Origin of the sequence: Halocalculus aciditolerans (assembly GCF_014647475.1) — an archaeon.
In the GTDB taxonomy this organism is placed as follows: Archaea; Halobacteriota; Halobacteria; order Halobacteriales; family Halobacteriaceae; genus Halocalculus; species Halocalculus aciditolerans.
The window spans coordinates 600,171-619,327 of record NZ_BMPG01000001.1; the positions used below are offsets into that span (position 1 = coordinate 600,171).

A 19,157-nucleotide genomic window follows, 5' to 3' on the forward strand; every position below is an offset into this window, starting at 1 on the left:
GATGGGCTTCTTCGACGACCTCGCCGACCGCATCGACGAGACGAACAGCGTCGTCTGCGTCGGCCTCGACCCCGACCTCGACCGGCTCCCCGACGACGTCCGCGACGCCGACTTCCCGCGCTGGCAGTTCAACCGACGGATTATCGACGCGACGCACGAACACGCCGCGTGCTACAAGCCGAACGCCGCCTTCTACGAGGACCCTGACGGGTGGACGAGCCTCGTCGAGACCATCGCGTACGCCCACGGGAAGGGCGTCCCGGTCATCCTCGACGCGAAGCGCGCGGACATCGGGAACACCGCCCGCCAGTACGCCCGAGCGCTCGACCGCGCCGACGCCATCACCGTCAACCCCTATCTGGGTAGAGATAGCCTCCAGCCGTTCCTCTCGCGGGAGGACAAGGGCGTCATCGTCCTCTGTCGGACGTCGAACCCAGGGGGGAAGGACTTCCAGAACCTCGAACTCGCGTCGTACGACGAGTACCTCTACGAGCACGTCGCGCGGCGCGCGAGCGAGTGGAACGAGCACGGGAACGTCGGCCTCGTCGTCGGCGCGACCGCCCCGGAAGAACTGGAGACCGTCCGCGAACGCGCTCCGGACCTCCCGTTCCTCGTCCCCGGCGTCGGCGCGCAGGGCGGCGACGCCGAAGCAGCGGTGGAACACGGCCTGACCGACGCGGGCGTCGGCGTCGTGAACTCCACGCGCGGCATCATCTTCGCCGGCGAGGACTCCCCGAACTGGGCGGGTGCCGCGGGCGACGCCGCTCGGAAGCTGAAGAAACGACTGAACGAGTACCGCTAGCGGGGTTCGCCCCAGTCGTCCGGCCGGTCACCGCGCTCGCGGCCGCTCGTGGTTTTCTCCTCGCCGCCTCGTTGTTTCGCGCAGTCCGTACAGAGCCCGGAGCCGCGGTCGTAGTGGTCGGCGCAGACGACGCGGCCGCAGCGGTCGCACGCGAAGCGTGCCTGCGCGGACTCGCACAGCTGACAGACGCCGGTGACGCTCATACGCGGCTCTTCGGCGCGCGGCACAATCAACGTGCGGGCGGCGACGGCGCGCCCGGACGGGGAGGGCCATCGTTTTTACCGGCAGCGCTCGTCGCCCTCGGTATGACGACTGCCGTGTTCTTCGACCTCGACGGGACGCTCGTCGCGTTCGACGACGGGTTCGACGCAGTGCTCGAAGACGCGTTCGACCGCGTCGTCGGCGCGTACGAGGACGCGTGGGGCGACGTCTACGGCGAGGCGTTCTCCGGCGCGTTCGAAGCGCTCGACGACGAGCCGTACTCGGCGGGGATGTCGGCGGTCGTCCGCGAGTTCGGCCTCGACGCCGACCCCGAGGCGCTGACGCGCGCGCTCGCCGCCGCGGAAGTCGAAGGCGTGCACGCGACGCCCGGCGCGTCCGTCCTCCTCGAACGGGTCGCCGCCCGCGGCCCAGTCGGCGTGCTCACGAACGGCGTCCGCTCCCTCCAGTCGCGGAAACTCGCCGCGACGGGGCTCGACGACCACGTCGACGCGCTCGTCACCTCGTACGACGCGGGCGCGCACAAACCCGCGCCGGACGCCTTCGTCGCCGCCGAAGCCGCCCTGCACGCGACCGACTACGTCATGGTCGGTGACAGCGCCGACGCGGACGTCGCCGGCGCAAAAGCCGTCGGCTGGCGCGCCGTCCACCTCGGCGGCGACGACACCCCCACGGTGTCGAGCCTCGTCGGCCTCGCCGACCTCGCGGACACGTTCCGGTAGCCCGCCTCATCCGCTCACGGACAACCGCCGCTCTCTCACGAGCTCCCTACCCCTACTGTGCGAACGGTTCTCAGTTGTGCGAAGCACGTATTTGGGTGTGGGCTCTTACCAATCCACATGGCCCTCGACCGCGCCGTCTTCCGCACCGCCCTCGAACGCGGTGAGGAGGAGGGCGGAAACGTCGAGTTCAAGGAACGGCTCACGCGAGACGTCCACTTGGCCGACGGCCGCCTGGAGAGTCTCGCCGCGCAACTCCGCCACCGCGTCCTCTCCGGGGACGGCGAAGCGCTCTACGTCGTCGGCGTCACCGACGACGGCGGCATCGCCGGAACCTCGCCCGAGGCGTTCTCGGAGACGCTCGACGTCCTGAGCTTCCTCGCCGAGGAAGCCGGCGCGCACATCGCCGACGTCCAGACGTGGGGCGCTGACAACGGCGGACTCGTCGGTATCGCGTCCATCCACGACGGCACGGCGCTCGACGGCGGCGACGACCACATCATCGTCGGCACCGCCGGCCACGTCGACCACGGGAAATCCACGCTCGTCGGCTCGCTCGTCACCGGCCGCGCCGACGACGGCGACGGCGGCACGCGCGGCGTCATGGACGTCCAACCCCACGAGGTCGAACGCGGCCTCTCAGCCGACATCTCCTACGGCGTCTACGGGTTCGCCGACGGCGACACCGTCCACGTCGACCACCCGAACCGGAAACCCGAACGCGCGAAAGTCGTCGAAACCGCCGACCGAGTCGTCTCCTTCGTCGACACCGTCGGCCACGAACCCTGGCTCCACACCACGATTCGCGGGCTCGTCGGACAGAAGCTCGACTACGGCCTCCTCGTCGTCGCCGCCGACGACGGCCCGACCAGTACGACCAGAGAACATCTCGGCGTCCTCCTCGCCACCGAACTCCCCACCATCGTCGCCGTCACCAAGACCGACCTCGTCTCCGAGGAGCGACTCCGCGAGGTCGAAACCGAAGTCGAACGGCTCCTCCGCGGCGCGGGCCGCACTCCCCTTCCCGTCTCGCGCTACGGCACGGAGACCGCCATCGAGGAACTCGACGACACCGTCGTCCCCCTCGTCCGCACGAGCGCCGTCACCGAGGACGGCTTCGACGTCCTCCACGAGATGTTCCGCCGCCTCCCCAAGACCGCCGGACAGCGCGACGGCGACTTCCGCCTCTACGTCGACCGCGCCTACAACGTCACCGGCGTCGGCCCCGTCGCCTCCGGCACCATCGAATCCGGCAGCGTCGCCGCCGGCGACGAACTCGCCCTCGGCCCCTTCCCCGACGGCTCCTTCCGCGACGTCGACGTCCGGTCCATCGAGATGCACTACCACCGCGTCGACAAGGCGGACGCCGGCCGCATCGTCGGCATCGCCCTCAACGGCGTGCGCGCCGACGACATCACCCGCGGCATGGCGCTCGTCCCCCGCGACAGCGCCCCGCGCGCCACCCGGCGCTTCGAAGCCGACGTCATGGTCCTCAACCACCCCACCCGCATCGACGCCGGCTACGAACCCGTCGTCCACCTCGAAACCATCAGCGAAGCCGCCGTCTTCGAACCCGAGGGCGGCCAGCTCCTCCCCGGCGACACCGGCTCGGCGACTGTCCGCTTCAAGTTCCAACCGTACCTCCTCGAAGAAGGCCAGCGCTTCGTCTTCCGCGAGGGCTCCAGCAAAGGCGTCGGCACCGTGCGCACGCTCCTCGACTGACCACCGCACCGCGGCCGCCGACGCCGCGTTTCCGCGGCCGCTGACGCCCCCTCCCGCGTGCGCTCCGATACCGCGCTAAGCGGGCACCTGACCCGGCCGTACGGTTTATCAGACTCCACCCTGTCGAACGCGTATGAAGCGCCGCCTCCGTCGCGTCGCCGGCGCGCTCGCCGCGGGCGCGATCACGAACGCCCTCGCGCTCCTCGTCCTCGTGCCGTTCCTCCCCTCGCCCTACCCGGCGGCTATCGCGTTCACGCTCGGCTCCCCCGTCGGCGCGCTCGCCACGCAGCGCGCTCGCGTCCGCCAGTACGTCACTACCCACTCGCACGCCCGCCTCTCAATCGACGCCGCCGCCGCGCTCGTCGCGTCCGCGCTCGGTGCTATCGCCCTCACCGCGGGCTTCGCGTCCGCCCCAGTCGTCGGCATCGACCCGATCTCCCTCTGGTGTGTCACCACGATGGCGGGCGCGCTCGGCGTCTACCTCCTCTGGTACCGCGCGCCCCGCCGCCCCCTCGAACCCATCTAGTCCTCTAGCGGCGCTCGTTCGCGACTCGATACCCGCCGTCCGCTCGCTCCGCTAGTCCGAGGAGCTGACACCACGCGAGCAGCCGTGCGACTCGCTCCGCGTCACGCAGCACCGACGCCCGTGACGCGATGTCCTCTACTGTGCGTGGGTCGTCGTCGAGGACGTCGACGAGTTCGCGCGCGCCGTAGACGCGCTCGACGAACGCGTCCGCGAGCGCGCCCCGTTCGACCGCCGCGGCGCTCTGCGCGTACGTGCCGTCTCGCTCGTCGAGGAGACCGAGCGCCGCGAGGAAGACGAGCCAGTCCGCCGCCGTTCCGCGGTCGACGCCGACGGCGTCCATCACGCGCGCACAGCAGTCCACGTCCGGGTCGACGGACTCCGGGAGGCTGTCGCGTGCGCGCGAAACCACGTCGGGTGAGTCCGGCGCGGGCGGCACGGGCTTGTACCGCATCCTCACTCCCGCAGGTCGAACGAGTCGAGCAGGAGCTCCTCGTGGGTCTCCCCGACCGCGTAGGTCGGCCCGCCGACGACGTCCACCGTCACTTGCGCCGGCGCGAACGCCCGCGGATCGACGTCCGCGAACTCCCACTCGGTCTCCGCGAATATCTCCGCGAACGGCGCGCCGTACTCCTCGAAGGCGTTCGACGGAATCTCGTCGAACGCGTCGAAGTCCTCGCGCACGCGCAGGGTGACCTGCCCGCCGAACGCCAGCGCGTCGTTCGTCCGCGCGATGGCTTCTTCCTCTGACGCCGCGACCGGCGCGACCGGCGCGCTCCCCGACGCCCCGAGGATGTCCGCCGGGTCGTAGCCGAGTTCGAACAGCCGGAAGGCCGCGAGCTCCGCCGGCCGCGCCGCCATCGACACGCTCCCCGCGACGCTCGCCGTCCGATACACCGGGAGGTAGAGACCGTCGGTCGCGGTGCCCGCGCGCTCCGCGATCTCCGCCGCCACGCGCTCCGACGGCAGCCCGTCCGTCTCCAGCGTCAACACCGTCAGGTCGAACGCGTCCGTATACCCGAGCTCGCGGAACTCCGGCTCGTCGGCGACGAGCGCGCGCGCCGGCCCGCTTCCCAGCGCCTCGAACCCGTCCACGGTGACCTCCCAGCCGGCCTTCTGACTGCAGAGCAGGGAGATCGCCGGGCGGTCACAGGACAGCTCGACGAACTGGAACGGCGCGCCCGCGACCTCGCCCATCCGCGTCTGCACCGTCGCCAACCCCGCCGTCTGTAACTCCGCGAGGAGCAGGCCGGCCTCGACGCCGCCGCGGTGGTCGACGCCGAAGTCGATAACGGTCGCGCCGTTCTCCAGGTCGAACGCGCCGACGTTCAACTCGCCCGCGAACTCTACTGCCTCGTCCGCCAACTCGATGGCGTTCCGGCTCACGCTCTCCATACTCCACGAGTCGGGCGTCACCCCGTAAAGGGTTTCTCAGTCGGCGCTTCGACGGCCTTATGCCCGAAGCCACCCGAGTCAGGGACGGAGCGGTCGATCGCCGACGTAGGATACCGGCGAGTAACCCCGCTCCAACTCTACACCCACGGAGCGACAGCGTCACCGGCCGTCGACGCCGAAGTCGCGTTCTCCCCGACCTCACGCCCGCGGAGTCACTCCTCTCGCTCGCGTTTCGCCGGCCGGCCGAGCTCGCGCTCGACGTGTTCGACCTTCTCCCGCGCCGTCGACTCGCTCGTCCGCTTGTCGTCGATCTTCAGGACGGTCGACACGCGGTCGCCGGGAACGGCTTCGTGTGCGGCCTGCGCGGCGTCGAAGAGGGTCCCGACGTCTTCCGCTTCGATGGTCGTCCCCATCGGCGTCGTCTCGTAGGACACGTCGAAGTCGTCGAGGGCGTCGACGGCTTTCGCCACGTCAGCCGCCATGCTCCCCTCCCGAACCGGTGCGACGCTCAGAAACGCGATGGCCGTCATACGTCGAGGTTGGAGGCCGCACCACGTAAGTCGTTTCCCGCGCCCGTAGCCAGCGTTGCCTCCGACCCCGTCGGCGACGAGGCCAGCCTTCTAACGCGCGCGCTCGCATAAAGATATAGAGGGACGTGAGTCGTCGCGAGACGAGAACGGTTACTCGATGCGAAACACCAGTCGCTCGCGGATCCAGGTCACGAAAGGAAGGTTATGGATGTGCACTAGCCGAGATTTGAACTCGGGTTGTGACCATGGCAAGGTCACGTGATACCACTACACTACTAGTGCTTGCCTGCATCCTATCCAATGCGGGTCACGTAAAAAAGACTTGCGAATCGCGACAGGGGATGGGGGTTGGTGACGGGTCGGATACTGGGCGTGCGTACCGTGTGACGGCGTCTCAGCGTCGGATGGGAAGCAACACCCTTTTAATCGCAACGTCGGTAGTGTGGTTACAGTCTCGTGGTGAGACGTGGACGCGAATCGGCATGACACTCAGCGTACTCGTGCCGTCGTCCCTCGTTCGAGAAGCCGAGGACAAACGCGAGGCGACTCGCAAGCTCGGCTACGTCGCCCGTGCGGCGGCGGTATACTCGGTCGACCGCCTCGTGGTCTTCGACGACCCCGACGGCGAGCGACAGTGGGGCGGCGGGTTCGTCGAAACGGTGTTGCGGTACGCCGCAACGCCACCGTACCTCCGAAAGGAGGCCTTCGACGAACGCGACGAACTGGAGTACGCCGGAATCCTGCCGCCGCTCCGCGTGTCAGCATGGACCGGCTCCGAATCGAGCGGTTCGGGGTCGAAACGACAGGGAATCGTGACCCAGGTCGGATCTGACGGGCGCGTTCGGGTCAATTGCGGCATGCAACACCCGGTCTCTCTCCTGACGCCTCCCGGTATGGAGGTTCGGGAGGGGGAGCGCGTGACCATCAGGGTCTCTTCGCGACGACCGGTCCGCGCGAAACTCGTAGACGTTCCCCTTCCGGGGTTCGACGTGTTTCGCGGGACCATCGGGGGCGAACTCTCCCGTGACGACGCGGGCTACCGCGTGGCCACGTCACGCTTCGGAACGCCGTTGACGGCGTCCGGGCTGACGGACCACACGGACCGCGTCGCGCGTGAGGGGTTGACCGCGGTCTTCGGCGCGCCGACGCGTGGGCTGCCGCCAATGCTCGGCATCGACCCGAGTGCTATCGGGACCGAAGCCGCGCTCGACTGCGTCCCCACCGACTCCACCGGCGCATCCGGACGGTTCGACGCCTGGCTCAACGTCATCCCGGACCAGGGCAGCGAGGTCGTGCGAACGGAAGAAGCTCTGTTCGCCGCCCTCGCGTGCCTGACGCTCACGGAGTGATACGATGCCACAACCAAGCAGACCACGCAAAGGCTCGATGGGGTTCGGTCCCCGGAAGCGCGCGGCCAGTGAAGTTCCACGCTTCAGCTCTTGGCCGAGCGACGACGGGCAGCCGGGCCTCCAGGGCTTCGCCGGGTACAAGGCAGGCATGACGCACGTCGTGACGGTCGACGACCAACCGGACTCCCCCACGGAAGGGATGGAGACCTCGGTCCCCGTCACTATCGTTGAAACACCACCGATGCGAGCGGCCGCAGTGCGCGTCTACGAGGACACGCCGTACGGTCAGAAGCCCCTCACGGAAGTGTGGGCGGACGACCTCGACGAGAACCTCGACCGCGCGCTCTCCGTCCCCGAAACGGGCGGCGACCCCGACGTCATCACCGAAGCGATCGAGAACGGTGACGTCAGCGACGTTCGCGTCATCACACACACCACGCCGGACGTTCTGTCCGGCGTGCCGAAGAAGAAACCCGACGTGATGGAGACGCGCGTCGGCGGCGGTTCCATCGCGGACCGCGCCGACTTCGCGCTCGACCTCCTCGGCGACGGCGGCGAACACGAGTTCGGCGACGTCTTCCGAGCGGGCGAGTTCCTCGACGCCGCAGGCGTCACGAAGGGGAAGGGCACCCAGGGCCCGGTCAAGCGCTGGGGCGTCCAGAAACGCAAGGGCAAACACGCCCGCCAGGGGTGGCGGCGCCGTATCGGTAACCTCGGCCCGTGGAACCCCAGCCGTGTTCGCTCGACGGTCCCCCAGCTCGGTCAGACGGGGTACCACCAGCGCACGGAACTGAACAAACGCCTCCTCGACTTCGGTGAGGAGGACGACGTGAACGCCGACGGCGGCTTCGTCAACTACGGCGAAGTCTCCGGCGCGTACGCGCTCGTCAAGGGCTCGCTCCCCGGTCCGGACAAACGCCTCCTGCGTTTCCGGCCGGCGGTCCGCCCGAACGAATCGCCGCGCCTCGACCCCGAGGTGCGCTACGTCAGCACGGAGAGCAAGCAGGGATAAATCATGCAGGCAACCGTACGCAGCCTCGACGGCGACGACGCTGGCACGCTGGACCTCCCGGCGGTCTTCGATTCCGACTTCCGCCCGGACCTCATCCAGCGCGCCGTGCTCGCCGCTCAGGCCAACCGAAAACAGAAATACGGCGCGGACGAGTTCGCGGGTCTCCGCACGTCCGCTGAATCCTTCGGGAGCGGTCGCGGGATGGCCCACGTCCCCCGCAGTGAGGGACAGGGTGCTCGCGTTCCGCAGACGGTCGGTGGCCGGAAGGCCCACCCGCCGAAGAAGGAGAAAGACCAGTCGCTCGACCTCAACACGAAAGAGCGGAAGGCGGCCGTCCGGAGCGCCATCGCGGCGACCGCGGACGCCGACCTCGTCGCCGAACGCGGCCACGTGTTCGACGACGACACCGAGATTCCGCTCGTCGTCTCCGACGACTTCGAGGACCTCGTGAAGACGAAGGAGGTCGTCTCCTTCCTCGAAGCCGTCGGCGTCGACGGCGACATCGAGCGTTCCGAGGACGGCCGGACCGTCCGCGCGGGGCAGGGGAAGCTCCGCGGTCGGAAGTACAAGCAGCCGAAGTCCATCCTCTTCGTCACGTCCAGCGAGGCCGGCCCGTCGAAGGCCGCGCGGAACCTCGCCGGCGTGGACGTCGCCACCGCGGCGAACGTCAGCGCGGAGGACCTCGCGCCCGGCGCGGACGCCGGACGCCTCACCGTCTGGACGGAAGCCGCAGTCGAGGAGGTGAGCGAGCGATGAGTGACCGCGACGTCATCGACTACCCGCTCGTCACCGAGAAAGCGATGAACGACATGGACTTCGACAACAAGCTCCAGTTCATCGTCGACATCGACGCGCACAAGCCCGACGTCCGTGACGCCGTCTCCGAACAGTACGACGTCACCGTCACCGACGTGAACACGATGATCACGATGAAGGGCGAGAAGAAAGCCATCGTGACGCTCTCCGAGGAGGACGACGCGCAGGACGTCGCCTCCCGCATCGGGGTGTTCTAACAATGGGACGCAGAATCCAAGGGCAGCGACGCGGGCGCGGGACGTCGACGTTCCGTGCGCCGTCGCACCGATACAAGGCGAATCTCACGCACAAGAACGCAGAGGACGAAGACGTCCTCGCCGGCGAAGTCGTCGGCGTGGAGCACGACCCGGCGCGCAGCGCGCCGGTCGCGCAGGTCGAGTTCTCCGACGGCGACCAGCGCTACGTCCTCGCTCCCGAGGGCGTCGGCGTCGGCGACGCCATCGAAGTCGGCGTCTCCGCGTCCATCGAACCGGGCAACACGCTGCCGCTCGGCGAGATTCCCGAGGGCGTGCCCGTCTGCAACGTCGAGAGTCAGCCGGGCGACGGCGGGAAGTTCGCGCGCTCCAGCGGCGTGAACGCGGACCTCATCACGCACGAGCGTGACGCCGCGGTCGTTCAGCTGCCGAGCGGCGAGATCAAGCGGCTCTCCCCGGACTGCCGCGCCACCATCGGCGTGGTCGCCGGTGGCGGCCGCACGGAGAAGCCGTTCGTGAAGGCCGGGACGAAACACCACAAGATGAAGGCGCGAGGCACGAAGTGGCCGCGCGTCCGTGGCGTCGCGATGAACGCCGTCGACCACCCGTTCGGTGGCGGTGGCCGCCAGCACCCCGGTCGTCCGAAGTCCGTCTCGAAGAACGCGCCGCCGGGCCGCAAGGTCGGGGACATCGCGTCCCGCCGCACCGGTCGCGGAGGTGGCAAGTAACCCATGAGCACGCAATACCGAACCGGCCGCGAGGGTGAGTTCACCTACCGCGGCTACGAGCTCGACGAACTCCAGGAGATGGACCTGGACGAAGTCGCGGAACTGCTGCCCGCACGCCAGCGGCGAACCATCGTCCGTGGACTCTCCGAGGAACACCAGAAGGTCCTCGAGAAAGCTCGCAAGCGAAGCGAGGAGGAGTCGGCGAACAACCCGATCCGGACGCACCTGCGCGACATGCCGGTGCTCCCGGAGTTCGTCGGGAAGACGTTCGCCGTCTACGACGGCCACGAGTTCGGCCGCGTCGAGGTCGAACCCGAGATGCTCGGGCACTACCTCGGCGAGTTCGAACTCACGCGCACGTCCGTCGAACACGGGCAGGCGGGTATCGGCGCGACCCGCTCCTCGAAGTTCGTGCCGCTCAAGTAAACCATGGGAATCCACTACAGCGTCGAAACCGACCCCGAGACCACGGCGAAAGCCATGCTCCGGGAGCGGCCGATCAGCTTGAAGCACAGCAAGGCCATCGCGCGCGAAATCAAGGGGAAGACGGCGACGGACGCCGTCTCCTACCTCGAAGACGTCGTCGCGGAGAAACGCTCCGTCCCCTTCAAACAGCACAACGATTCCGTCGGGCACCGCTCCGACATCGACGGCTGGGACGCGGGCCGCTATCCGAACAAGGCCAGCAAGGCGTTCCTCGACCTCCTCGAGAACGCCATGAACAACGCCGACCAGCAGGGGTTCGATGCGGACAGCATGACCGTTATGCACGTCGCCGCGCACAAGGTCGGGGAGTCCCCGGGGCGAAAGCCGCGGGCGATGGGTCGCGCCACGGCGTGGAACACCACGCAGTGCGACGTCGAACTCGTCCTCGAGGAGGCAAGTGAATAATGGCTGACGAACTCGAATTCATCGAAGAAGGCCTGCAGCGGTCGCAGATTAACGAGTTCTTCGCGGAAGAACTCGGCCGCGCGGGCTACGGTGGTATGGACGTCGCCCACACGCCGATGGGGACGCAGATCGTCCTCCACGCGGAGAAACCCGGTATGGTCATCGGGAAGGGCGGGAAGAACATCCGGAAGGTCACCCGGCAGCTCGAGGAGCGATTCGACCTCGAGGACCCGCAGATCGACGTGCAGGAGGTCGAAGAACCCGACCTGAACGCACAGATCGTCGCGGACCGCCTCGCGAACGCGCTCGAGCGCGGCTGGTACTTCCGGAAAGCGGGTCACACGACCATCGACCGCATCATGGAATCCGGCGCGCTCGGCGCTGAGATCGTCCTGAGCGGGAAGGTCACGGGTGCCCGGAGCCGCGTCGAGAAGTTCAACCGCGGCTACATCAAGCACAACGGCGAGCCCGCCGAGGAGATCGTCGACCACGGCCAGGGTGTCGCGGTCATGAAGCTCGGCACCATCGGCGTGAACGTGAAGATCATCCCGCCGAACGCGGAGCTCCCGGACGACTTCGAGATCGACGAGGAGGCCGACATCTCGGACCTCGTCGTCGACGAGGAGGAAGCCGGCGAGAGCGTCGAGGAACTCCTCGAAGGCGAGCCCGCCGAGGACGAGGCCGCGGACGCCGCGGAAGCGGCGGACGTCGCTCAGGAAGCCATCGCCGAAGAAGAGTTCGAGGCCGAGGAGGGCGCGAGCCCGACCTCGCCGCCGGACTCCGAGGAAGCGGTGGAGGAAGCCCTCGACGAGCTCGAAGCGGAAGTCGAAGCGGACGCCGAAGACGTCGACGAAGAGGACTTCGACGACGTCGAAGCCGGCGCTGCCGAGGAAGCAGACGAGCTCCTCGAAGAGATGGAAGGCGAAGAAGAAGAAGAAACGGAGGAGTAATACATGGCAATCCTCTACCCCGAAGAAATCCGTGACATGACGCCCGCGGAGCGGGAGAACGAGCTCGAAGAGCTCGAGACCGAACTCCTGAACGCGAAGGCCGTGAAGGCCGCTGGCGGCATGCCGGAGAACCCCGGTCGTATCGGGGAGCTCCGGAAGACGATCGCGCGACTGAAAACGATTCAGAACGAAGAAAGCGACTAACGATGCCGCTCACACCCGAAACCCTGACCCGACACGAACTCGCCGGCCTCCACGTCGAGGTCGTCGAGTCGACCGACCCCTCGCGGGTCGGTCTCTCGGGTCGCATCGTCCGTGAGACGATGAACACGCTCGTCATCGAAGCCGGTGGCGAGGGGGAACCGGGTGTGCGGCAGGTCGAGGCGGCCGAGCGGAGTTCGGCCGGTCGACCGGGCGGGGAGGCGGCTTCCCGCAAACAGGTCCCGAAGCGGGGGACCGTCTTCGAGTTCCGACTCACAGATGAATCCGCGGCAACCCGGGAGGGTGCCGGGACCGCGTCGGAACCGGTCAGTGGCGAGAGCCATACTGCCGGCTACGGCGCGGCCTACGTTACGGTGGATGGAGTCGAACTGCTCTCACGACCCGCATTACGTTCCGAGAACGGAGTCGATTCGAAATGGCAATAGGATTAAACGTTGACGAGCCGTCGGGCGAATGCGCCGACGATAGCTGTCCGTTCCACGGGAGCCTTTCCGTGCGCGGGCAGATCATCGAGGGCGAAGTCGCCTCGACGGCAATGGACAAAACCATCGTCGTGGAACGAGAGTACGACGTCTTCGTACCGAAGTACGACCGGTACATGAAGCGTCGTTCCCGCGTTCCGGCTCACGCCCCGGAGTGTTTCGACATCTCCGAAGGCGACGTGGTTCGTATCGCAGAGACCCGACCGCTTTCCAAGACGAAATCCCACGTCGTCGTGGAGATCACGGAGAGTGAAGACTGATGGAAGCGATCAAAGCTGACGTCACGCAGGGTCTGGAGAAAGGCTCGATCATTACGTGCGCCGACAACACCGGCGCGCGCGAACTGAAAGTGCTCTCCGTCATGGGCTACCAGGGGACGAAGAACCGTCACCCGAAAGCCGGTGTCGGCGACAAGATCACCGTCTCGGTCACCAAGGGGACGCCGGAGATGCGTCGCCAGGTGCTCGAAGCGGTGGTCGTCCGCCAGCGGAAGTCGATCCGCCGGCCGGACGGCACGCGCGTGAAGTTCGAGGACAACGCCGCGGTCATCATCGACGACCTCGGCGAGCCTCGCGGGACCGAGATCAAGGGTCCGATCACGCGCGAGGTCGCAGAACGCTACGGGAGCGTCGCCAGCACGGCAACGATGATCGTCTAACATGAGTGAACAACCACGCAAACAGCGAACGCGGTCCCGCCGCGCGCCCCTGCACAAGAAGCAGAAGCAGGTTCGAGCGCACCTCACGGAGGACCTCCGTGAGGAGTACGGGCAGCGCCGCGTCCGCGTCGCCACGGGCGACACCGTCGAGGTGACGCGCGGCGACGACGCCGGCACGGAAGCCGAGGTCGCGCGTGTCGACCTGACGGACGCGAAGGTGTACGTCGAGGACGTCACCATCGAGAAGGCGGACGGCGAAGAAGTCCTTCGCGCGCTCGACGCGTCGAACCTCGTCGTCACCGACCTCAACCTCGAAGACGACGTGCGCGCGGACCGCATCCGAGGTGACAACGAATGAGTAACCACCAGAAACGACTGTCGGTGCCGAAGTCGTGGCCGGTCGAGCGGAAGACCGCCACGTTCACGGCGAAGGCGGGCGCGGGCCCGCACGGCGAATCGGGCGTTCCGCTCGTCGTCGTGCTCCGGGACGTGCTCGGCTACGTCGACTCGGCGAAGGAAGCGAAGTACGCCGCACACCACGACGGTGTGCTCGTCAACGGCGGCTCGGTGAGCGACATCAACCGCCCCATCGGGATGTTCGACCTGCTCGGCTTCCCGGAGCGAGACGAGTACTACCGCGTGTTCCCCGACGAGGGCGGCCGGCTCGGTCTGACGGAGATCGACGCGGCCGACGCGGACGCGAAACTCGGGAAAGTCGTCGACAAGACGCTCGTCTCCGGCGGCCGCGTGCAGCTGAACCTGCACGACGGGCAGAACATCCTCATCGACGAGGACGAAGACGAGTACTCCGGCGGCGACTCCATCGTCGTCGAGAACGAGACGGACGACATCGTCGCGCACTTCCAGTACGAGGAAGGCGCGCTCGTCACCGCCGTCGCCGGCCAGCACGCCGGTGAAATCGGCGAAGTCGACGAGATCACGGTCACGCCCGGTAGCGCGTCGAACACCGTCGAGGTGTCGACCGACGACGGGTCGTTCGAGACCGTCGACGAGTACATCGTCGTCATCGACGAGAACTTCACGGGTGATGAGGAATGAGCGTCACCGATAGCGAGATGCGCGAACCGCGCGTCGAGAAGGTCGTCGTCCACATGGGCGTCGGTCAGGGTGGCCGCGAACTCCAGAACGCCGAGGAGATCCTCGAAGAGATCACCGGCCAGGAGTCGGTTCGAACGACGGCGACGGAGACGAACCCGACGTTCAACATCCGCGAGGGCGACCCGATCGGCGCGAAGGTCACGCTCCGCGACGACGCAGCCGAGGACTTCCTCGCCCGCGCGCTCGACTTCACGTCGCTGCGCCGCCGCCAGTTCGACGAGACCGGGAACGTGAGCTTCGGTGTCGACGAACACACCGACTTCCCGAGTCAGGAGTACGACCCGAACATCGGTATCTACGGGCTGGACGTCACGGTGAACCTCGTGCGTCCCGGCTACCGCGTGTCGAAGCGCGACAAGCACTCCCGTCAGATCCCGAAGAACCACCGTCTCACTCCCGAGGACGCCATCGCGTACCTCGAGGAGCACTTCGACGTGGAGGTCAACTGATGAGCGAATCCGAAACCGCACAGGAAGAGACCGGGCAGTCCCACGAGTGCCGGCGCTGTGGCCGTAAGCAGGGCCTCGTCGGCAAGTACGACGTGTGGCTGTGCCGACAGTGCTTCCGCGAGATCGCCCGCGACATGGGCTTCAAGAAGTACAGCTAACAATGACAGGACGAGATCCCCTGGCCGACGCGCTCTCCGGTGTGAACAACGCCGAGAGCGTCGGTCATCTGGAACACGACATCAAGCCCGCGTCGAACACTATCGGGTCCATTCTCGAAGTGTTCTACGACCGTGGTTACATCGGCGGCTTCGAGTTCGTCGAGGACGGTCGCGGCGGGCGGTTCGACGTTGAACTGACGGGCGCTATCAACGAGTGCGGGCCGGTGAAGCCCCGCTACTCCGTGAGCGCCGACGACTACGAGAAATGGGAGAAGCGATACCTCCCGGCCCGTGACTACGGGACGCTCATCGTCACGACGAGTCACGGCATCATGAGCCACTACGAGGCCCGCGACGAGGGCATCGGTGGTCAGGTTATCGCGTACGTATACTAATGGCACGAATCGAACTCGAAATTCCGGCAGACGTCGACGCCGAGGTCGACCACCTCGACCTCACCGTCGACGGCCCGAACGGCTCGGTCACTCGCCGCCTCTGGTACCCGGACGTCACGGTCACCGTCGAGGACGACACCGTCGTCATCGAGTCCGACGAGGAGGACGCGAAGACGCGTTCGACTCTCGGGACGTTCGAGAGCCACGTGGCGAACATGTTCCACGGGGTCGTCGACGGCTGGGAGTACCGGATGAAAGTGCATTACTCTCACTTCCCGATGCAGGTGAACGTCGAGGACGGCGAAGTCGTCATCGAGAACTTCCTCGGGGAGCGAGCGGCGCGCCGCACGCCCGTTCGTGGCGACACGGACGTCCAAGTCGACGGTGAAGAGCTGACGCTCTCCGGGCCGTCGAAGGAGGACGTCGGGCAGACGGCCGCCGACATCGAGCAGCTCACGCGCGTCACGGACAAGGACACGCGCGTGTTCCAGGACGGTGTCTACATCGTCCAGAAACCCGCGAAAGGAGGTGCCTAATAGATGGCTGACGAAATCGAGTCCATCGAGGACATCAGTGGTGTCGGGCCGTCGAAGGCCGAGGCGCTCCGCGACGCCGGCTACGAGTCCGTCGAGGACGTGAAGGCCGCATCGCAGGACGACCTCGCCGACGTCGACGGTATCGGGAACGCCCTCGCCGCCCGTATCAAGGCGGACGTCGGCGGGCTCGAAGTCTCCGAGGAGACCGAAGCGGCGGTCGAAGAAGAGACCGAGGAAGCCGAAGCGGAGGAAGCCGAGGAAGTCGAAACCGAGCTTCAGCCGCGCGGGCACGCCGACAAGACGCCGGAGCTGACCGAGGAGGAAGAACGCCTCCTCAAGCAGCGAAAGCGCATCGGCAAACCCCAGTTCTTCCGTCAGGACTACCACAAGAAGAAGCGCACGCCGACGTCGTGGCGTCGACCCCGCGGTGGGCTGTCGAAGCAGCGACGCGGGCAGAAGGGCAAAGGCGACAAGGTCGAAGCCGGGTTCCGAACGCCGAAAGCGGTGCGCGGCAAGCACCCGAGCGGCTTCGAGGAAGTCCACGTGCACAACGCGGCCGACCTCGACGGCGTCGACGCGGACACCGAGGCCGCCCGCATCGCCTCGACGGTCGGCGCGCGGAAGCGCGAGACCATCGAGGAGAAGGCCGAAGACATGGGCGTTCGCGTCCTCAACCCGACCTACGTCGAAGTCGAGGTAGACAATGAGTGATCTGAGCGCACAGAAACGACTCGCAGCCGACGTCCTCGACGTCGGGGAGAACCGCGTCTGGTTCGACCCCGATTCGCAGGGCGAAATCGCGGACGCCATCACGCGCGACGACATCCGCGACCTCGTCCAGCAGGGGACGATTAAAGCGAAGGACGCACAGGGCAACTCCCGCGGTCGCGCACGCGAGCGCGACGCGAAACGTGCTTACGGGCATCAGACCGGTGCCGGTTCCCGCAAGGGGAAGAAGGGCGGCCGGTCGAACTCGAAGGACGAGTGGAAGAACCGAATCCGCGCACAGCGCCGGGAGCTCCGCGAGCGACGTGACTCCGGCGACCTCACGCCGACCCAGTACCGGAAGCTCTACCGGATGGCGAACGGCGGCGAGTTCGATAGCGTCCGGCGGCTGCGCAACTACATCGAAGAGCACTACGGTGAACAATAATGGCTAGCGGCCCACGATACAAAGTACCGATGCGGCGTCGCCGCGAGGTCCGGACGGACTACCATCAGAGGTTGCGCCTCCTGAAGTCGGGGAAACCCCGACTCGTCGCTCGGAAGAGCAACAACGGAATCTCGGCGCAGCTGATCGTCATGGGACCGGACGGCGACATCACGGAAGCGAGCGCGAACGCACAAGACCTCACCGAGTTCGGCTGGGAGGCACCGACGGGTAACATGCCCGCGGCCTACCTCACCGGCTACCTCGCGGGGAAGCGGGCGGTCGACGCCGGCCTCGACGAGGCCGTGCTCGACATCGGCCTGAACACCGCGACCCAGGGGTCGAAGGTGTTCGCCGTGCAGGAAGGCGCTATCGACGCCGGCCTCGACGTGCCGCACAACGAGTCCGTGTTCGCGGACTGGCAGCGCACGCGCGGTCAGCACATCGCCGACTACGCGGAGCAGCTCGACGAGCCGCTCTACAGCGGCGAGTTCGACGCGACGACGCTCCCCGAGCACTTCGACGACGTGCTCGAAACACTCCAGGAGGACTAACATGAGCTACAACAACTGGGAACCCCAGACGCGACTCGGTCGACTCGTCCAGGACGGCGAGATCGACACGATGGAGGACGCGCTGAACTCCGGTCTCCCGCTGAAGGAGCCGGAGCTCGTCGATTCGCTCCTCCCGGGTCTCGAGGACGAAGTCCTCGACATCAACATGGTACAGCGCATGACTGACTCCGGCCGCCGCGTGAAGTTCCGCTGCGTCGTCGCCGTCGGTAACCGCGACGGCTTCGTCGGGTACGCGGAAGGCCGCGACGACCAGGTCGGTGGCGCGATTCAGAAAGCCATCGAGGTCGCGAAACTGAACATCATCGACGTCTCCCGCGGCTGTGGGTCGTGGGAGTGTGGCTGCGGGCGTCCGCACACGGTCGCGCTGAAGACGACCGGGAAGGCCGGCAGCGTCGAAGTGGAACTCCGCCCCGCCCCGCGCGGTCTCGGCCTCGCGGGCGGTGAGACGGTCCGGCACGTCCTCGACCTCGCCGGTATCGAGGACGTCTGGACGCATTCGTCCGGGAAGACGCGGACGACGGTGAACTTCGCGAAGGCGACGTTCAACGCGCTCCGCAACACCGCGGAGGCCCGCGTCCCGGAGCGCACGCGCGAGAAGCGCGAGGTGATCGAGTGATGCAGGCAGTTGTCCAGCTTCGCGGTGAAGTCAACATGCGTGACACGGTGGACGACACGCTGCAGATGCTCAACATTCACAGCGTGAACCACTGCGCGCTCGTCCCTGAGACGGAGACGTACCAGGGCATGGTCGCGAAAGTGAACGACTACGTCGCCTACGGCGAGCCCTCCGAGGAGGTCGTCGCGTCGCTCATCGAGCGCCGCGGTGAGCCCCTCGAAGGCGACGCCGACGTCGACGACGAGTGGGTGGCGGAGAACACCGACTACGACGACGTCGCCGACCTCGCGAGCGCGCTCCTCGACGAGGAGACGACGCTCCGCGACGCCGGTCTCGCGCCGGTGCTCCGCCTTCACCCGCCGCGCGGCGGCCACGAGGGCATCAAGCAGCCGCGCGCGCAGGGCGGCCAGCTCGGCAAACAGTCCAGCGAGGATATCGACGAACTCCTCCGGAGGATGCGATAATGACGAGTAAGAAACGACGCCAGCGCGGGTCGCGCACGCACGGCGGCGGCACTCACAAGAACCGGCGTGGTGCCGGACACCGTGGTGGCCGTGGCCGCGCCGGCCGCGACAAGCACGAGTTCCACAACTACGAACCGCTCGGGAAACACGGCTTCACGCGTCCGGACAAAGTCCAGGACGACGTCGCCGAGATCAGCGTGCAGGAACTCGACGAGAACGCGGTGCTCTACGTCGAGGACGGGTCGGCCGAGGAGACGGACTTCGGCTTCCGCATCGACGCGCGTGACGTCGTCGAGGACGGCCACGAGGTCGACGTCGTGAAAGTCCTCGGTGACGGTCAGGTGCGCAATCAGCTCGAAGTGACGGCGGACGCGTTCAGCGCGTCGGCGGTCGAGCTCATCGAGGAAGAGGGCGGCGACGCCGTGCTCTCCGAGCGCGCTGAGACTGCAGACGAGAACGAGAGCGAAGAGAGCGAGAACTGAG

Annotated in this window: 32 protein-coding genes and 1 tRNA gene; 28 read left to right on the forward strand and 5 right to left on the reverse strand. The window is 67.3% G+C overall.

The features are described from left to right. Position 1 precedes the first annotated feature (1 nt). Positions 2-802: an orotidine-5'-phosphate decarboxylase gene (gene pyrF, locus IEY26_RS02975; protein ID WP_188975685.1), complete on the forward strand. Its 801-nt coding sequence runs from the start codon at positions 2-4 to the stop codon at positions 800-802. Here the strand turns inward: pyrF and IEY26_RS02980 are convergent. Continuing rightward, on the reverse strand, positions 799-1,005 hold the full coding sequence (locus IEY26_RS02980; RefSeq protein WP_188975687.1) for a hypothetical protein: 207 nt from the start codon (positions 1,003-1,005) through the stop codon (positions 799-801). The two genes, pyrF and IEY26_RS02980, sit on opposite strands and share 4 nt — an antisense overlap. 102 nt (positions 1,006-1,107) lie before the next feature. On the opposite strand from IEY26_RS02980, the gene IEY26_RS02985 reads away from it, so the two are divergent. From IEY26_RS02985 to IEY26_RS02995, 3 genes are all read left to right on the forward strand, one after another. Next, entirely contained in the window at positions 1,108-1,743 is a 636-nt protein-coding gene (locus IEY26_RS02985) for an HAD family hydrolase (RefSeq protein WP_188975689.1), read from the forward strand. A gap of 117 nt (positions 1,744-1,860) precedes the next feature. Then, on the forward strand, positions 1,861-3,462 hold the full coding sequence (locus IEY26_RS02990) for a GTPBP1 family GTP-binding protein (RefSeq protein ID WP_188975691.1): 1,602 nt from the start codon (positions 1,861-1,863) through the stop codon (positions 3,460-3,462). Positions 3,463-3,595: 133 nt separating this feature from the next. Next, positions 3,596-3,988, forward strand: a complete 393-nt coding sequence (locus IEY26_RS02995; RefSeq protein WP_188975693.1) for a hypothetical protein — start codon at positions 3,596-3,598, stop codon at positions 3,986-3,988. A gap of 4 nt (positions 3,989-3,992) precedes the next feature. Here the strand turns inward: IEY26_RS02995 and IEY26_RS03000 are convergent, their stop codons facing one another. The 4 genes from IEY26_RS03000 to IEY26_RS03015 all read right to left on the reverse strand — a co-directional run bounded on the left by IEY26_RS03000 (position 3,993) and on the right by IEY26_RS03015 (position 6,192). Next, positions 3,993-4,397 (reverse strand): hypothetical protein, encoded by a 405-nt coding sequence (locus IEY26_RS03000; protein WP_188975695.1) that lies wholly within the window; start codon positions 4,395-4,397, stop codon positions 3,993-3,995. Between the two features lie 44 nt (positions 4,398-4,441). Further along, positions 4,442-5,380: a methenyltetrahydromethanopterin cyclohydrolase gene (gene mch / locus IEY26_RS03005; protein ID WP_188975697.1), complete on the reverse strand. Its 939-nt coding sequence runs from the start codon at positions 5,378-5,380 to the stop codon at positions 4,442-4,444. Between the two features lie 212 nt (positions 5,381-5,592). Continuing rightward, entirely contained in the window at positions 5,593-5,910 is a 318-nt protein-coding gene (locus IEY26_RS03010; RefSeq protein WP_188975699.1) for an MTH1187 family thiamine-binding protein, read from the reverse strand. A gap of 211 nt (positions 5,911-6,121) precedes the next feature. Further along, positions 6,122-6,192 (reverse strand) — tRNA-Gly (locus tag IEY26_RS03015). Positions 6,193-6,392: 200 nt separating this feature from the next. On the opposite strand from IEY26_RS03015, the gene IEY26_RS03020 reads away from it, so the two are divergent. Genes IEY26_RS03020 through IEY26_RS03135 form a run of 24 tightly spaced genes read left to right on the forward strand, consistent with a single transcriptional unit; the run spans position 6,393 to position 19,156 of the window. After that, positions 6,393-7,259: a putative RNA uridine N3 methyltransferase gene (locus tag IEY26_RS03020; protein ID WP_188977086.1), complete on the forward strand. Its 867-nt coding sequence runs from the start codon at positions 6,393-6,395 to the stop codon at positions 7,257-7,259. A 4-nt stretch (positions 7,260-7,263) separates the two neighbouring features. Next, positions 7,264-8,271 (forward strand): 50S ribosomal protein L3, encoded by a 1,008-nt coding sequence (locus IEY26_RS03025; RefSeq protein WP_188975701.1) that lies wholly within the window; start codon positions 7,264-7,266, stop codon positions 8,269-8,271. A 3-nt stretch (positions 8,272-8,274) separates the two neighbouring features. After that, positions 8,275-9,027 carry a 50S ribosomal protein L4 gene (rpl4p, locus tag IEY26_RS03030; RefSeq protein WP_188975702.1) on the forward strand — a complete coding sequence of 251 codons (753 nt, stop codon included), beginning with the start codon at positions 8,275-8,277 and terminating at the stop codon, positions 9,025-9,027. Further along, on the forward strand, positions 9,024-9,284 hold the full coding sequence (locus tag IEY26_RS03035; protein ID WP_188975704.1) for a 50S ribosomal protein L23: 261 nt from the start codon (positions 9,024-9,026) through the stop codon (positions 9,282-9,284). The genes rpl4p and IEY26_RS03035 overlap by 4 nt, the downstream gene beginning before the upstream one ends. 2 nt (positions 9,285-9,286) lie before the next feature. Next, positions 9,287-10,009 carry a 50S ribosomal protein L2 gene (locus tag IEY26_RS03040; protein ID WP_188975706.1) on the forward strand — a complete coding sequence of 241 codons (723 nt, stop codon included), beginning with the start codon at positions 9,287-9,289 and terminating at the stop codon, positions 10,007-10,009. A gap of 3 nt (positions 10,010-10,012) precedes the next feature. Further along, the gene (locus tag IEY26_RS03045; protein WP_188975709.1) at positions 10,013-10,435 is read left to right on the forward strand and encodes a 30S ribosomal protein S19; all 423 of its coding nucleotides are present in this window, start codon (positions 10,013-10,015) and stop codon (positions 10,433-10,435) included. A 3-nt stretch (positions 10,436-10,438) separates the two neighbouring features. After that, positions 10,439-10,900 (forward strand): 50S ribosomal protein L22, encoded by a 462-nt coding sequence (locus tag IEY26_RS03050; protein WP_188975710.1) that lies wholly within the window; start codon positions 10,439-10,441, stop codon positions 10,898-10,900. Continuing rightward, positions 10,900-11,850: a 30S ribosomal protein S3 gene (locus tag IEY26_RS03055; RefSeq protein ID WP_188975712.1), complete on the forward strand. Its 951-nt coding sequence runs from the start codon at positions 10,900-10,902 to the stop codon at positions 11,848-11,850. The genes IEY26_RS03050 and IEY26_RS03055 overlap by 1 nt, the downstream gene beginning before the upstream one ends. A gap of 3 nt (positions 11,851-11,853) precedes the next feature. Further along, on the forward strand, positions 11,854-12,054 hold the full coding sequence (gene rpmC, locus IEY26_RS03060) for a 50S ribosomal protein L29 (RefSeq protein WP_188975714.1): 201 nt from the start codon (positions 11,854-11,856) through the stop codon (positions 12,052-12,054). A 2-nt stretch (positions 12,055-12,056) separates the two neighbouring features. After that, positions 12,057-12,497: a ribonuclease P protein component 1 gene (locus IEY26_RS03065; protein WP_188975716.1), complete on the forward strand. Its 441-nt coding sequence runs from the start codon at positions 12,057-12,059 to the stop codon at positions 12,495-12,497. Then, on the forward strand, positions 12,488-12,814 hold the full coding sequence (locus IEY26_RS03070) for a 30S ribosomal protein S17 (RefSeq protein WP_188975718.1): 327 nt from the start codon (positions 12,488-12,490) through the stop codon (positions 12,812-12,814). The genes IEY26_RS03065 and IEY26_RS03070 overlap by 10 nt, the downstream gene beginning before the upstream one ends. Beyond that, positions 12,814-13,212 carry a 50S ribosomal protein L14 gene (locus IEY26_RS03075; protein WP_188975720.1) on the forward strand — a complete coding sequence of 133 codons (399 nt, stop codon included), beginning with the start codon at positions 12,814-12,816 and terminating at the stop codon, positions 13,210-13,212. Before IEY26_RS03070 ends, IEY26_RS03075 begins: the two co-directional genes overlap by 1 nt. A gap of 1 nt (position 13,213) precedes the next feature. Next, positions 13,214-13,570, forward strand: coding sequence for a 50S ribosomal protein L24 (rplX, locus tag IEY26_RS03080; RefSeq protein ID WP_188975722.1), 357 nt, complete (start codon positions 13,214-13,216; stop codon positions 13,568-13,570). After that, positions 13,567-14,271 (forward strand): 30S ribosomal protein S4e, encoded by a 705-nt coding sequence (locus IEY26_RS03085; RefSeq protein ID WP_188975724.1) that lies wholly within the window; start codon positions 13,567-13,569, stop codon positions 14,269-14,271. The genes rplX and IEY26_RS03085 overlap by 4 nt, the downstream gene beginning before the upstream one ends. Then, on the forward strand, positions 14,268-14,780 hold the full coding sequence (locus IEY26_RS03090) for a 50S ribosomal protein L5 (RefSeq protein WP_188975726.1): 513 nt from the start codon (positions 14,268-14,270) through the stop codon (positions 14,778-14,780). The genes IEY26_RS03085 and IEY26_RS03090 overlap by 4 nt, the downstream gene beginning before the upstream one ends. Continuing rightward, on the forward strand, positions 14,780-14,938 hold the full coding sequence (locus tag IEY26_RS03095; protein WP_188975729.1) for a 30S ribosomal protein S14: 159 nt from the start codon (positions 14,780-14,782) through the stop codon (positions 14,936-14,938). The genes IEY26_RS03090 and IEY26_RS03095 overlap by 1 nt, the downstream gene beginning before the upstream one ends. 2 nt (positions 14,939-14,940) lie before the next feature. After that, a complete protein-coding gene (locus tag IEY26_RS03100) occupies positions 14,941-15,333 on the forward strand; it encodes a 30S ribosomal protein S8 (protein ID WP_188975731.1) in 393 nt (130 codons plus the stop codon). Further along, positions 15,333-15,869: a 50S ribosomal protein L6 gene (locus IEY26_RS03105; protein WP_188975733.1), complete on the forward strand. Its 537-nt coding sequence runs from the start codon at positions 15,333-15,335 to the stop codon at positions 15,867-15,869. The genes IEY26_RS03100 and IEY26_RS03105 overlap by 1 nt, the downstream gene beginning before the upstream one ends. 3 nt (positions 15,870-15,872) lie before the next feature. Then, the gene (locus IEY26_RS03110; RefSeq protein WP_188975734.1) at positions 15,873-16,580 is read left to right on the forward strand and encodes a 50S ribosomal protein L32e; all 708 of its coding nucleotides are present in this window, start codon (positions 15,873-15,875) and stop codon (positions 16,578-16,580) included. After that, positions 16,573-17,022: a 50S ribosomal protein L19e gene (locus IEY26_RS03115; RefSeq protein ID WP_188975736.1), complete on the forward strand. Its 450-nt coding sequence runs from the start codon at positions 16,573-16,575 to the stop codon at positions 17,020-17,022. The genes IEY26_RS03110 and IEY26_RS03115 overlap by 8 nt, the downstream gene beginning before the upstream one ends. Next, positions 17,022-17,573 carry a 50S ribosomal protein L18 gene (locus IEY26_RS03120; protein WP_188975738.1) on the forward strand — a complete coding sequence of 184 codons (552 nt, stop codon included), beginning with the start codon at positions 17,022-17,024 and terminating at the stop codon, positions 17,571-17,573. Before IEY26_RS03115 ends, IEY26_RS03120 begins: the two co-directional genes overlap by 1 nt. 1 nt (position 17,574) lies before the next feature. Further along, positions 17,575-18,210 (forward strand): 30S ribosomal protein S5, encoded by a 636-nt coding sequence (locus IEY26_RS03125; protein ID WP_188975740.1) that lies wholly within the window; start codon positions 17,575-17,577, stop codon positions 18,208-18,210. Next, positions 18,210-18,674, forward strand: coding sequence for a 50S ribosomal protein L30 (gene rpmD / locus IEY26_RS03130; RefSeq protein ID WP_188975742.1), 465 nt, complete (start codon positions 18,210-18,212; stop codon positions 18,672-18,674). Before IEY26_RS03125 ends, rpmD begins: the two co-directional genes overlap by 1 nt. After that, positions 18,674-19,156 carry an uL15m family ribosomal protein gene (locus IEY26_RS03135; protein WP_188975744.1) on the forward strand — a complete coding sequence of 161 codons (483 nt, stop codon included), beginning with the start codon at positions 18,674-18,676 and terminating at the stop codon, positions 19,154-19,156. The genes rpmD and IEY26_RS03135 overlap by 1 nt, the downstream gene beginning before the upstream one ends. Position 19,157: the final 1 nt, after the last annotated feature.